13 protein-coding genes are annotated in these 13,246 nt (G+C 61.2%); 8 read left to right on the top strand and 5 right to left on the bottom strand.

Translation table 11 applies throughout. The features are described 5' to 3' along the window. Window positions 1–44: 44 nt before the first annotated feature. From PYR65_RS08580 to glpK, 3 genes are read right to left on the bottom strand one after another with little or no spacing between them, the layout of a single operon-like run. Window positions 45–467 (bottom strand): type II toxin-antitoxin system VapC family toxin, encoded by a 423-nt coding sequence (locus PYR65_RS08580; protein WP_276120663.1) that lies wholly within the window; start codon window positions 465–467, stop codon window positions 45–47. Further along, window positions 464–769 (bottom strand): type II toxin-antitoxin system Phd/YefM family antitoxin, encoded by a 306-nt coding sequence (locus tag PYR65_RS08575; protein WP_060637017.1) that lies wholly within the window; start codon window positions 767–769, stop codon window positions 464–466. The genes PYR65_RS08580 and PYR65_RS08575 overlap by 4 nt, the downstream gene beginning before the upstream one ends. A gap of 57 nt (window positions 770–826) precedes the next feature. Then, window positions 827–2,320 (bottom strand): glycerol kinase GlpK, encoded by a 1,494-nt coding sequence (gene glpK, locus PYR65_RS08570; RefSeq protein WP_276120662.1) that lies wholly within the window; start codon window positions 2,318–2,320, stop codon window positions 827–829. Between the two features lie 217 nt (window positions 2,321–2,537). Here glpK and xdhA point away from each other — a divergent pair, with 217 nt between their 5' ends. The 3 genes from xdhA (at window position 2,538) to xdhC (ending at window position 7,344) form a co-directional block, all read left to right on the top strand. Then, window positions 2,538–4,013: a xanthine dehydrogenase small subunit gene (gene xdhA / locus PYR65_RS08565; protein WP_276120661.1), complete on the top strand. Its 1,476-nt coding sequence runs from the start codon at window positions 2,538–2,540 to the stop codon at window positions 4,011–4,013. 169 nt (window positions 4,014–4,182) lie between these two features. Continuing rightward, window positions 4,183–6,525, top strand: a complete 2,343-nt coding sequence (gene xdhB, locus PYR65_RS08560) for a xanthine dehydrogenase molybdopterin binding subunit (RefSeq protein ID WP_276121007.1) — start codon at window positions 4,183–4,185, stop codon at window positions 6,523–6,525. Between the two features lie 24 nt (window positions 6,526–6,549). Next, the gene (gene xdhC / locus PYR65_RS08555; protein ID WP_407951319.1) at window positions 6,550–7,344 is read left to right on the top strand and encodes a xanthine dehydrogenase accessory protein XdhC; all 795 of its coding nucleotides are present in this window, start codon (window positions 6,550–6,552) and stop codon (window positions 7,342–7,344) included. A 4-nt stretch (window positions 7,345–7,348) separates the two neighbouring features. Here xdhC and PYR65_RS08550 read toward each other — a convergent pair whose 3' ends face one another. Beyond that, window positions 7,349–7,933, bottom strand: a complete 585-nt coding sequence (locus PYR65_RS08550; RefSeq protein WP_276120659.1) for a TetR/AcrR family transcriptional regulator — start codon at window positions 7,931–7,933, stop codon at window positions 7,349–7,351. 83 nt (window positions 7,934–8,016) lie between these two features. Between PYR65_RS08550 and PYR65_RS08545 the strand changes: the two genes are divergently transcribed. Both PYR65_RS08545 and PYR65_RS08540 read left to right on the top strand, forming a co-directional pair. Continuing rightward, window positions 8,017–8,985, top strand: coding sequence for an alpha/beta hydrolase family protein (locus tag PYR65_RS08545; protein ID WP_276120658.1), 969 nt, complete (start codon window positions 8,017–8,019; stop codon window positions 8,983–8,985). Window positions 8,986–9,031: 46 nt separating this feature from the next. Continuing rightward, window positions 9,032–9,325, top strand: coding sequence for a putative quinol monooxygenase (locus PYR65_RS08540; RefSeq protein ID WP_276120657.1), 294 nt, complete (start codon window positions 9,032–9,034; stop codon window positions 9,323–9,325). Window positions 9,326–9,371: 46 nt separating this feature from the next. Here the strand turns inward: PYR65_RS08540 and PYR65_RS08535 are convergent, their stop codons facing one another. Further along, window positions 9,372–9,656 carry a hypothetical protein gene (locus tag PYR65_RS08535; RefSeq protein ID WP_276120656.1) on the bottom strand — a complete coding sequence of 95 codons (285 nt, stop codon included), beginning with the start codon at window positions 9,654–9,656 and terminating at the stop codon, window positions 9,372–9,374. Window positions 9,657–9,675: 19 nt separating this feature from the next. On the opposite strand from PYR65_RS08535, the gene PYR65_RS08530 reads away from it, so the two are divergent. The 3 genes from PYR65_RS08530 to guaD all read left to right on the top strand — a co-directional run bounded on the left by PYR65_RS08530 (window position 9,676) and on the right by guaD (window position 13,224). Further along, window positions 9,676–10,584: a LysR substrate-binding domain-containing protein gene (locus PYR65_RS08530; RefSeq protein WP_276120655.1), complete on the top strand. Its 909-nt coding sequence runs from the start codon at window positions 9,676–9,678 to the stop codon at window positions 10,582–10,584. A gap of 82 nt (window positions 10,585–10,666) precedes the next feature. Further along, on the top strand, window positions 10,667–11,905 hold the full coding sequence (gene puuD / locus PYR65_RS08525) for a urate hydroxylase PuuD (protein ID WP_276120654.1): 1,239 nt from the start codon (window positions 10,667–10,669) through the stop codon (window positions 11,903–11,905). Beyond that, entirely contained in the window at window positions 11,902–13,224 is a 1,323-nt protein-coding gene (gene guaD / locus PYR65_RS08520; protein WP_276120653.1) for a guanine deaminase, read from the top strand. Before puuD ends, guaD begins: the two co-directional genes overlap by 4 nt. Window positions 13,225–13,246: the final 22 nt, after the last annotated feature.

Raw genomic sequence — 13,246 nt, 5'->3', positions numbered from 1 at the left:
GCAGATCCCAGCGTGGCGGTTGAAACAGTGCGTTTCCAGTTGGCTCAGGATTCCCAGGGATTGAGGAGAGGCACCCCCGTATCCGTGAAATCCCGGATATTGCGGGTTACCACCGTCAGGCCGTAAAGGAGCGCGGTGGCGGCAATGATCGCATCCCGCTCCGGCCGCTTGTCGGAAACATGCAATCCGGCACAGGCAAGCGCCACCGCATTGTCAAACGCGAGAATGCGATCTTCAAAGACCCTGGGAATATAATCGGATATCCAGGCTTTGACATGCGCAGCCTGCAGCGGGTCACGTCGCTTCAACGACAGATAACCGACCTCCAGCTCCATGATCGTGATAACCGAGAGATACATTGCTTGCGGATCGACGGTCTCGACCCAAGCTATAACGCCCGGGTGACATCTGCCGCCGGCAGCCTTGCGAAACTCTGAGATAACGTTGGTATCCAGAATAAACTTCACGAGAAGTCCGGAGTCTTAAGGCCCCAGTCCCCCTTCATTTCCGGAAACTCGAAATCGTCATCCACCTTATCCAATCCCGGCATGGCGAGAAGTTCGAGGATGTTTTTCCTGTGGTTTCGGCCGGAAGCGTTGGAATCCGTGAGATCGTTTCCGTCGCGTGTCAGCTTCTGGTAGTCCTCGATCGACAAGAGCACATGCGCCGGCCGCCCCCGGTCGGTGATGAACACCGGCCCATCCGCTGCAGCTTTCTTCGCCCGGCCTGTATCCTGATTGAACTCCCGGCTGGAAAATGTGGTGCTCATCGGCGCCTCCATGGATGTAGCAACGTTACTACAGGTGGCGATCGGGGACAATATTATCTAGGCGTCGCTCAGCGTTCGCTTCACCGCATTGCGCCAACCCTTCAGCTTTCCGGCCCGCGTCTTCTCATCCATCGTGGGCTCAAACCGCTGATCTCTCGCCCAGGATTTGGCGAACTGCTTCTGGTTTGGCCAGACCCCTGCCCGGCTGCCGGCAAGCCAGGCGACGCCGAGTGCAGTGGTTTCGAGAATGGTCGGCCGGTCGACGGGTGCGTCGAGCAGATCGGACAGACGCTGCATCGTCCAGTCGGAGGCGACCATGCCGCCATCGACGCGCAGCACGGTTTCCCGTCCGTCGCTCTTCCAGTCCTTGTGCATGGCATCAAGCAGGTCGCGCGTCTGATAGCAGACGGCCTCGAGCGCTGCGCGGGCGAACTCGGCCGGGCCGGTATTGCGCGTCATGCCGAAAATGGCACCGCGTGCATCCGGATCCCAATGCGGCGCGCCAAGGCCGGTAAAGGCCGGCACGAGATAGACCTCCTGCGACGGATCGGCGCTCTCAGCCAATGTGCCGGTATCGGGGGCGGCCTTGATGACCTTCAGCCCATCGCGCAGCCACTGCACTGCGGCACCGGCGACAAAGATCGAGCCTTCCAGCGCATAGGTGGTTTCGCCATCAAGGCGGTAGGCAATCGTCGTCAAGAGGCGGTTTTTCGAGCGGACGATATCCTTACCCGTGTTCAAAAGCGCAAAGCAGCCCGTGCCGTAGGTCGATTTCATCATACCCGGCTCGAAGCAGGCCTGGCCGATGGTGGCCGCCTGCTGATCGCCGGCAACGCCGAGGATGGGGATTTCAGCGCCGAAAACCGACGCATCGGTGACACCGAAATCGGCAGCGCAATCGAGAACCTGTGGCAGCATCGCCTCGGGAACCCGCAGGATTTCGAGCAGGTCGCGGTCCCAGTCATTGGTGGCGATGTTGAACATCAGCGTCCGCGAAGCGTTGGTCGCATCGGTGACGAAGGATTTGCCGCCGGTCAGCCGCCAGATCAGGAATGTATCGACCGTCCCGAAGCAAAGCTCGCCCTTGGCGCCGCGGGTGCGCGCGCCTTTGACATTGGCCAGCATCCAGGACAGTTTCGTGCCGGAAAAATACGGATCGAGCAGCAGGCCGGTCTTCTTGGTGAAGGTCTTTTCCAGCCCCTGGCGTTTCAGCTTGTCGCAATAGGAGGCGGTGCGCCGGTCCTGCCAGACGATGGCATTGTGGATCGCCTTGCCGCTATCGCGCTCCCAGACGACCACCGTCTCGCGCTGGTTGGTGATGCCGATGGCCGAAAGGTCGCTCGCCTTGATGCCGGCCTTGCGGATGGCTTCCTTGATCGCCCAGACGACCGTCTCCCAGATTTCCTCCGGATCGTGCTCGACCCAGCCGGATTTCGGAAAATGCTGCTTGAATTCCTTCTGGCCGGACCCGGCGATCTTCTGGTCCTTGTCGAAGACGATCGCGCGGCTCGATGTCGTGCCCTGATCGATTGCGAGAACATATCCGCTCATCTTGCCCCTCCCAACGTTTCTTCTGTTCGCGGTCTCTCCTCCGCGCGCATGTCAAAAACTTCAATACGATACAAAAACGAATGTCAAACGAAAACAAAACGCAAGTAAATCTCCTCCAAACTGCGTGAAAAAGCCGGGATGCCATGGCAGAAACACAATTGTCACGGTGCCGGTTTTGGGCATAGTTTCAAGAGTCGAAATGAAAAGAAGAGACAGCATGACACAGTCCGCCGGCGGCATCCGTTTTATCCTGAACGATCGGGAGATTGCGCTGGACACTCTGCAGCCGACCGCGACGCTGCTCGATTTCCTGCGGCTCGAAAAGCGGCTGACCGGAACCAAGGAAGGCTGCGCCGAAGGTGACTGCGGCGCCTGCACCGTGCTGGTCGGGCGGCTTGCCGGCAATGATCTGGTTTATGAAAGCGTCAATGCCTGCATCCGTTTCACCGGCTCGCTGAACGCAACCCATGTCGTCACTGTCGAGCACCTGGCGGCAAGCGACGGAACGCTGCATCCGGTGCAGCAGGCAATGGTGGATTATCACGGCTCGCAATGCGGCTTTTGCACGCCCGGCTTCGTCATGTCGCTCTATGGCCTGTGGCTGTCGAAGGACAATCCCAGCCGCGCCGATATCGAAAAGACGCTGCAAGGCAACCTCTGTCGATGCACGGGCTACGAGCCGATCGTCAAGGCGGCGGAAGCCGTGGCAGCGGCGAGGCCCGACGCCGTGTTCGACCCGATCGTCAAAGTCCGCAAAGACATCATCGCCAGGCTGTCTGCGATCCGCTCGACGCAGACGATCCGCATGGGAAGCGAAGATGCCACCCTGATCGTGCCCGGCACGGCCGCCGATCTCGCCGAGGCGCTTTTCGATCACCCGCAGGCGACAATTATTGCCGGCTCCACCGATGTCGGGCTCTGGGTCACCAAGCAGATGCGGGCGCTCAACCCGGTGATCTTCATCAATGGATTGGAAGACCTGCAGTTCATCCGGGAGATGGACGGCGGCATCCTGATCGGCGCAGGCGTCAGCTATTCCGCCGCCTTTTCCGCCATCTCCGCCCGCTATCCCGCCTTTGGCCGCATGCTCGACCGTCTGGGCGGCGAGCAGGTGCGCAACATGGGCACGATCGGCGGCAATGTCGCCAACGGCTCGCCGATCGGCGATACGCCGCCGCCCCTGATCGCGCTGGGGGCGAGCGTCAATCTGCGTTCGAAAGCGGGTGAGCGCACCGTGCCGCTTGAGAGCTATTTCATCGACTATGGCCGCCAGGACCGCAGGCCCGGCGAATTCGTCGAGAGCATTTTCGTGCCTGATCTGCCGACCGGCGATCATTTCGCCGTCTACAAGATTTCCAAACGCCGCGACGAGGACATTTCCGCGCTCTGCGGCGCTTTCCGCATTGCGCTCGATAGCTTCAACATCGTCACCTCAGCCCGGATCGCCTTTGGCGGCATGGCCGGGACGCCGAAGCGGGCTGAACATGTCGAGGCGGCGCTGATCGGTAAGCCGTGGACCGAGGAAACGGTCCAGGCGGCTCAGGCGGCCTTCGACCTGGATTACCAGCCGCTCACCGACTGGCGCGCCACGGCAGAATACCGGATTTTGACGGCGAAGAATTTGCTGTTGCGGTTCTTGCTGGAGACGGCGGGACAACAGGCGGAACTCGTCCGCTTCGAGGTGACGGCATGAGCGCAGGCGGCGGCTTTCTTCTTCTCCCCAGCGGGGAGAAGTGCCGAGTGAAACGAGGCGATGAGGGGGTCTTGCGGCAAACTCCGGTTTGCGTGGCTCCCCTTCATCCGGCCCTTCGGGCCACCTTCTCCCCGCTGGGGAGAAAAGACAGATGCGAAGGACCCTGCTGATGGACAATTCCACCTTCGAGGAACGCAAGACCATCGCCGGCTCCATGCATTCGACCCTGCGCCATGACAGCGCCCACAAGCATGTGTCGGGCACCGCTGATTATATCGACGACATCCCGGAACCGGCAGGGACGCTGCACGGAGCGCTGGGGATGACCGACCGTGCGCATGCACAGATCGTCGACATGGACCTGTCCGATGTCAAAGCCACGCCCGGCGTCGTCTGCGTGCTGACGGCCAAGGACATGCCGCATTCCAACGATATCAGCCCCAGCCATCTCGACGACGAACCGGTGCTGGCAGACGGCCTTGTGCAGTTTCATGGCCAGCCGGCATTCGCCGTCATCGCCGAAACCCGCGACATTGCGCGGCGCGCTGCCCGCAAGGCGAAGATCACCTATCGCGACCTGCCGCATTACACGGACATCCTCGACGCTCTGGAAAACGGCGCCGAAGTCGTCACCAAGCCGCTGACCTTGTCGCGGGGCGATGCAGAGGCGGAGTTGGAGCTTGCGCCGCGCCGCCTCACCGGCCGGATGCGGATCGGCGGGCAGGAGCATTTCTACCTCGAAAGCCATATCGCCATGGCCATTCCCGGCGAGGACGACGACATCACCGTCTGGTCTTCCACCCAGCATCCAAGCGAAGTGCAGCACATGGTCGGCCATGTCCTGGGCGTTCCATCCAATGCGGTCACCGTGCAGGTGCGGCGGATGGGCGGCGGTTTCGGCGGCAAGGAAACGCAAGGCAACCAGTTTGCCGCTCTCGCCGCCGTCGCCGCCAAGAAACTGAAGCGCGCCGTCAAGTTCCGTCCCGACCGCGACGAAGACATGACCGCGACCGGAAAGCGTCACGACTTCCTCGTCGATTACGATGTCGGCTTCGATAACGACGGCCGCATTCATGCGGTGAAGGCCAATTATGCAGCGCGCTGCGGCTATTCTTCCGACCTCTCCGGCCCGGTCACCGACCGCGCCCTCTTCCATGCCGACAGCTCCTATTTCTATCCGCATGTGAAACTGACCTCGCAGCCCTTGAAGACCCATACCGTCTCCAACACCGCCTATCGCGGTTTCGGCGGGCCGCAGGGCATGGTGGGCGGCGAGAGGATCATCGAGGAGATCGCCTATGCGCTGGGCAAGGACCCGCTGGAGATCCGCAAGCTGAATTTCTATGGCGAGAAAGGCTCCGGCCGCGACCTCACGCCCTATCACCAGCAGGTGGAAGACAATATCATCCAGCGCATTGTCGCAGAGCTGGAAGAAAGCGCCCATTATCAGGCGCGGCGTCAAGCGGTCATCGATTTCAACGAGACCAGCCGCATCATCCGCAAGGGCATCGCGCTGACGCCGGTCAAATTCGGCATCTCGTTCACCATGACCGCCTTCAACCAGGCGGGCGCGCTGGTGCATGTCTATCAGGACGGATCGATCCATCTCAACCATGGCGGCACCGAGATGGGCCAGGGGCTCTATACCAAGGTGGCGCAGGTTCTGGCCGACAGTTTCCAGGTCGATATCACCCACGTCAAGATCACCGCGACCACCACCGGCAAGGTGCCCAACACGTCGGCCACCGCCGCCTCCTCCGGCTCCGACCTGAATGGCATGGCCGCCCATGACGCCGCCCGGCAGATCAAGGAACGCCTCGTCGAGTTTGCCGCCGAACGCTGGCAGACCGATGCCGGAAATATCAGCTTCGTGCCGAACCATGTGAAGATCGGCGAGGAACTGGTGCCCTTCCCCGATTTCATCAAGCAGGCCTATTTCGCCCGCGTACAGCTGTCGGCCGCCGGGTTCTACAAGACCCCGAAAATCCATTGGGACCGCAATACCGGCCGTGGCACGCCGTTCTATTATTTCGCCTATGGCGCCTCCGTCTCCGAGGTTTCGATCGACACGCTGACCGGCGAATACATGGTGGACCAGGTCGATGTGCTGCACGATGTCGGCAAGTCTCTCAATCCGGCGATCGATATCGGCCAGGTCGAAGGCGCCTTCGTGCAGGGCATGGGCTGGCTGACGACGGAGGAATTGTGGTGGGACGCCAAGGGGCGGCTGCGCACCCATGCGCCCTCCACCTACAAGATCCCGCTCGCCTCCGACCGGCCGAAGATCTTCAACGTCAAGCTGGCGGAATGGGCCGAGAATGCCGAAATGACCATCGGCCGCTCGAAAGCGGTCGGAGAGCCGCCGTTCATGCTGCCGATCTCGGTGCTGGAAGCCCTGTCGATGGCGGTTGCCAGCGTCGCCGGTTACCGTGAGTGCCCGCGGCTCGACACCCCGGCAACGCCCGAACGCATCCTGATGGCCGTCGAGCGCCTGCGCACGGGACAAGCGTGAAGAGCCTTTGACATGAACTTTGCAATCGATAGCCTCGAAGCGTTCCTTGAGCGCGAATACAAGCTGGTCATCGTCGAGATCAAGGAGACGTTCGGATCGGCGCCCCGCGAAGCCGGCACCTTCATGCTGGTCTCGCCGACCGGCGCGCACGGCACGATCGGCGGCGGCCAGATGGAGCATATGGCGATCGACCACGCCCGCGCGCTTCTGGCCGGCGTCAGCGATGCGGTCGAGATGGACATTCCGCTCGGCCCCGATATCGGCCAATGCTGCGGCGGCCGCATGGTGCTGACATTCCGCATCGGCGATGACGCCGCGCGCGCAGCACTCGACCTGAAACTCAAGGAGAAGCTGAAGGCATTGCCGCAGGTCTGGTTGTTTGGCGCTGGCCATGTCGGCCGGGCGCTGGCCGATGCGCTTTTGCTCCTGCCGCTGAAAATCTTTGCGGTGGAAACGCGAAAGAACGAGCTCGACCTGATGTCGGCCGGTGCCAGCCACCGGCTGGTCGCCATGCCCGAGGCGGTCGTCAAGGATATCGCGCCAGGGTCCGCCGTCGTCATCCTGACGCATGACCATGCTCTCGATTTCCTGATTGCCAGGCAAGCGCTGGCCCGGAACGACCTTGCCTATATCGGCATGATCGGCTCGAAGACCAAGCGCGCAACATTTGCAAGCTGGGCAAGGCAGGAAGGCCTGACGCATGATGCGATCGGAAGGCTCATCCTGCCCATTGGCGGCAAGACCGTCAGCGACAAGCGCCCCGCAGTGATTGCCGCCATGACTGCAGCCGAGATCCTTGCCGCGCTGAATGCGCAGTAAACGTCTAGGCGGACGCCGCACGCGCGCGGATCAGCGCATGCGCGGCCTCGCCTGCCGTTTCCATATAGGAGGGGTCGCGGTGCAACAGGACGACGGCAAAGGACCCGTCGAGCAGCAGGACTGTCTGGCGGGCCAGCGTCCGGGAATGCGCCTTAAGGTCCGCCGCCTCGAAAACGCCGCTCAACCAATCCTCGACCCGCCGCTTGTGCGCAGCGCCGATCTTCATCGCCGGATGGCCGGGCATATTGGCAAGTTCGGCGGATGTGCGCAGAAAGCCGCATCCCTTCCAGCGCGGATGCCGGGCCGCTCGCGCCAGGTTGAAAAACACGCCCCGCACCTTGTCGGCGGCATCGCCTTCCGTTTCCGCAAACCACCGTTTGAACAGAGCAAGGTTGGGCTGGTCGCGCATCTCCAGATAGGCGGCGATCAGATCATCCTTGCTGTCGAAATGATAGTAGATCGTGCGCTTGGTGATCCCCGCCTTTTCCGCCACCGCATCGACGCTGACGGCGCGGATTCCCTCGCTGTAGAACAGCTTGGAGGCAGCAGATACAATGCGGTCGCGGGTGGAAAGAGCCGGGTTTGCCATGGCTGAATGTATACTGACCAGTGAATATACACAAGCGGCAGCCGGGCCTATGCTCATCCCAGCAAAACCGCCGGAGAAAGAGCATGCTGGAGATGGAGGCAAGACCGGTCGCAATCGTCTGTGAGGACGGTGTGCGGCTTGGCGGCCATCTCTGGAAAGGCTTGGGCAACAGCGCATGCGGCGCCGTGGTCATCAATCCCGCAACCGGCGTTTTGGCGCGCTACTATCATCCCTATGCGCGGTTTCTGGCCGGTCACGGCTTCACCGTGCTGACCTATGACTATCGCGGCATCGGCCAATCCCGGCCCGCAACATTGCGCGGCTTTCACGTTCGCTGGGCCGACTGGGGCAAACAGGATTTTGCCGCTGTGCTGGACTATCTCCATGCCCATGCGCCGGATGGCCCAAGGCTCGTGGCCGGCCACAGCATCGGTGGTTTCCTGCCAGGCTTTGCCCGCAATGCACCGCTGATCGACCGCATGCTCACCATTGGCGCCCAATATGCCTATTGGCGGGATTACGCCCCTGCCCGGCGCCTGCGGCTACTATTCAAATGGCACATCGTCATGCCGCTCCTGACAGCGCTCTGCGGATATTTTCCCGGCAAAGCGCTCGGCTGGCTGGAAGACCTTCCGGCGGGCGTGGCGAATGACTGGAGCTTCCGGCGGGCGCGGATTGAACTGAGCCATCCCGATCAAGACCGGGCGGATATCCTGAAGCGTTTCGCGGATGTCACCGCCGAGATTCTGGCTATCGGCGTCACGGATGACGAGATCGCAACCCTAAAAGCCATCCGCCGGGCGCTCGCGTATTACGGCAATGCCAATTCCGTCGAAGCCGCCTTGTCGCCCGCCGATCTCGGCGTGGATCGGCTTGGCCATTTCAGCCTCTTTCACAAGCGCCATGCCGCCGGGTTCTGGCTGGATAGCCTCATCTGGCTGCGCGACGGTATCAATCCCTGGCCGGGAAAACCTTTCGAGAGCCTGATTGACAAAGGCAAGGACGAAGCATTCGCCAACCGCTGCTACATTAAAACCAAGGGCATGATGTGACGCGGCACATCCAGCGTAAATGCCTTCCAACTCTTCAAGGGAAACCATGCCTTACGTCCTGATCATCCACGAGGTCGCCGACTATTGCGCCTGGAAATCCGTCTTCGACGCCGCTGCCGGCATTCGCCGCGAGGCCGGAGAAATCGCCTATCAGGTGCTGAAATATGACACCGATCCCAACCGGATCGTTCACTTCTCGCAATGGCGATCGTTGAGAGCCGCCAGAGACTTCTTCGAGTCGCAGAAGCTGATCGAAATCCGCGCGAAGGCTGGGGTCAAGGCGCCGGAATTCATCTATCTCGACCAGATGGAAAGCGGTGTCCTGGACGGATCCTACTAAAATCCCGCCGCCAGACCATCGGACATGCTCCGGCGGCGAACGGCTCTTACCGGGTCAAATCCGAATCCGCGCGCGAATCCCGCCCGTCTAGAAAACCCAGGTCTCTTTTCATGTATTCCGACATGACTTCGAGATCGAGCGTGGGATGCCTGGATGCTGGCCGGCGCAGCAGCCCGCCCAGCCAAAAAAGCCATCCGGCCTTGCGCGTTTGCGCTATTGGTTGATATTTTTCAATTGCTTGGCAATCCATGACGGCACCTGTCGTTTTCGTGAATGTGATTGCAGCATGCGCGCAAACATGCTCCAATTCCAATCGAACAACCGTCTGCATGCATCAAGAGAACTTATCCATGAAAATGTCGAAACAGTTTCCGTTGAATGCCCTGCGCGTGTTTGAGGCGGCAGCCAGGCTCGGAAGCTTCACCAAGGCGGGCGCCGAGCTGGGCATGACCCAGACGGCGGTGAGTTACCAGATCAAGCTGATCGAGGAGAATGTCGGCGAGCCGCTCTTCCTCAGACGCCCGCGCCAGATCGTGCTGACCGACGTCGGCCAGCAGCTCGCGCCGCGTGTCAGCGAAGCTTTCGAGATGCTGCAGGAGGCGGTCTCCTCCGCCCGGGGCGATATCAACAGCGCGCTTCTGATCAACTCCACGCCGACTTTCGCCTCGCAATGGCTTGCCCGCAACATTGGCAGCTTTCAGCTCGCGCATCCCAACATCGCGGTGCGGCTGACCACCACCGACAAGGTGATCGACCTCATCGCCGAATCGACCGATCTTGCCATCCGCGCCGGCATTGGCGTCTGGCCGGGGCTCGACTGCCACCCTCTGATGCAAATCGAGTTCTCGCCGATGCTCAGCCCGGCGCTCGCCGAGACGATCGGCGGCATCCACGAACCGCGCGATCTGTTGAAACTGCGCATCATCGATGCCGCCGACCCCTGGTGGCGCTTATGGTTTGCGGCAGCGGGGGTCAGCGATCCGGACCTTGAAGGGCGGCCGACCAGCCGGCTCGGAGCACAGAGTTTTGAGGCGCGCGCAGCGGTCGCGGGGCAAGGCGTTGCCATTCTGACGCCGGATTTCTATCCCGACGACATTGCCCTTGGCAGGCTCTATCAGCCGTTCGAACTGCGCTGCAATGATGGCCACAATTATTGGCTCGCTTATCCGCATGCACGCCGCAACACGCCGAAAATCCGCATGTTCCGCGATTGGATTCTGGGCGAACTCAACCCCAACGCCAACACCTTCGCCAAATAGCGCGTGACGATCAAAACGGGGCCTTCCCCCACCGGGGATTTTTGCGCAAGGTGTGCGGACGAAGCATGGAAGGGGACCCCGTATGTATGAATTCGCCATCGCCTGGGAATGGCTGGCTTTTGCCGTTCGCTGGCTGCATGTGATCACGGCGATTGCCTGGATCGGCTCGTCCTTCTATTTCATCGCGCTCGATCTTGGCCTGGTGAAGCGTGATCATCTGCCCGCCGGCGCCTATGGCGAGGAGTGGCAGGTGCATGGCGGCGGCTTCTATCAAATCCAGAAATACCTGGTCGCGCCCGCCACCATGCCGGAGCACCTGACCTGGTTCAAATGGGAGAGCTATGCCACTTGGCTGTCCGGCTTTGCCATGCTCTGTCTCGTCTATTATGGCGGCGCCGATCTCTTTCTGGTGGACCGGCATGTGCTGGATATTTCCTCGACCACCGCCATTGCGATCTCGCTTGCCTCGCTTGCCATCGGCTGGCTCTTCTACGATCTGCTGTGCAAGTCGCCGCTCGGCAGGAACACCTGGACGCTGATGGGCATTCTCTACGTCGCTCTCGTCCTCATGGCCTGGGGCTATACGCAGGTCTTTACCGGCCGCGCCGCCTTCCTGCATCTGGGCGCTTTTACGGCGACCATCATGTCGGCCAATGTCTTCTTCATCATTATGCCGAACCAGCGCGTCGTCGTCGCCGACCTCATTGCCGGGCGCACGCCGGACCCGAAATATGGCGTCATTGCCAAGCAGCGCTCGCTGCACAACAACTACCTGACCCTGCCCGTCATTTTCTTCATGCTGTCCAACCATTATCCGCTGGCCTTCGCCACCGCCTATAACTGGGTGATTGCAGCACTGGTCTTTCTGATGGGCGTCACCATCCGGCACTGGTTCAACACCACCCATGCCCGGAAGGGCCGGCCGACCTGGACCTGGATCGTCACCCTCATTATTTTCATCGTCATCATCTGGCTATCGACGGTGCCGAAAGTGCTGACCGGCGAGAACACGGCCGAGGTTTCGCCCGCCTTCCAGCAATTTGCCGCCAATGCGCATTTCCCGGCGGTTAAGGACGCGATTTCGACGCGCTGTTCCATGTGTCATGCGGCCGAGCCGGTCTATGAGGGCATCAACCGCGCGCCAAAAGGCGTGATGCTGGAAAACGACGCCGAGATTGCAGCCCATGCCCGCGAAATCTATATCCAGGCCGGACGCAGCCATGCGATGCCGCCCGGCAACATCACCGACATGACAAACGACGAACGCAAGCTTGTGACCGCATGGTTTGAAAGCGCTGTTTCGGAAGGCAAGACTGAATGACCGCCACCCTTATTCGCGCCCGCACCCTCAGTTTCAGCCGTGCCCCGATCAGCCTCGACGATACCGGCGCTTTTTCCTACCAGGCCGACGGTGCGCTGCTGGTCGAAGATGGACTGATCCTTGCCAGCGGCAGCTATGCGGCGGTGAAGGCGCAAGCGGCCGAAGACGTCCTGGAAATCGACCACCGCCCGCATCTCATCCTGCCGGGCTTCATCGACACCCACCTGCATTTCCCGCAGATGCAGGTGATCGGCTCCTATGCCGCCAATCTCCTGGAATGGCTGAACACCTACACGTTTCCGGAGGAATGCCGTTTCGTCGAGACGGCGCATGCCGAGCGGATCGCCGGAAAATTCTTCGACGAGATGGTCCGCCACGGCACGACGACCGCGGTTGCCTATTGCTCCGTGCACAAGGCGTCTGCCGATGCCTTTTTTGCCGAAGCGCTTGATCGCAACATGCGCATGATCGCCGGCAAGGTGATGATGGACCGCAATGCGCCGCAGGGCCTGCTCGACACGCCGGAAATGGGCTATGACGAAACCCGCGCCGTCATCGAACAGTGGCACGGCAAGGGCCGCAATCACGTCGCCATCACACCGCGCTTTGCCATCACCTCGACGCCGGAACAGATGTCGGCGGCGGAAGCCCTGGTGCGCGAGTTTCCGGATCTGCACGTGCAGACGCATCTCTCGGAAAACCGCGACGAGATCGATTTCACCTGCACCCTCTACCCGGATGCCATCGACTATACCGACGTCTATGCCCGCTACGGCCTGCTCGGTCCAAAGACGCTGTTTGGCCACGCGATCCATCTATCGGACCGGGAAATGGATGCGATGAGCGAAACGGGTTCGGTTGCCGTGCACTGCCCGACCTCCAACCTCTTCCTCGGCTCCGGCCTTTTTCCGCTGCGGCGGCTGATGAACCGGCAAAAACCCGTGCGCATCTCCTTCGCCACCGATATCGGCGGCGGCACCAGCTATTCGATGCTGCGCACCATGGACGAGGCCTACAAGATCCAGCAATTGCAGGGCGAACGCCTGAATCCGTTCGAAAGCACCTATTTCATGACGCTCGGCAATGCGCAGGCTCTGTCGCTCGAAGACAGGATCGGCACGCTCGACCCCGGTACCGATGCCGATTTCATCGTGCTCAACATGGCAGCGACCCCGGCCATGGCGCTGAAGGCAGAAGTGGTGACCTCGCTCGCCGACGAACTGTTCTTGCTGCAGACCATGGGGGACGACCGGGCGATCGTCGAAACCTATGTGGCGGGCGTCGCGGCAAAGACGGAACTCAATAGAGTGCTGATGTAAAACAGACATTTGCGACGGCAAG

The organism is Pararhizobium qamdonense (genome assembly GCF_029277445.1).
In the GTDB taxonomy this organism is placed as follows: Bacteria; Pseudomonadota; Alphaproteobacteria; order Rhizobiales; family Rhizobiaceae; genus Pararhizobium; species Pararhizobium qamdonense.
The sequence above is the reverse complement of the archived record's forward strand: the minus strand, read 5'-3'. Positions and strand labels throughout refer to the sequence as shown.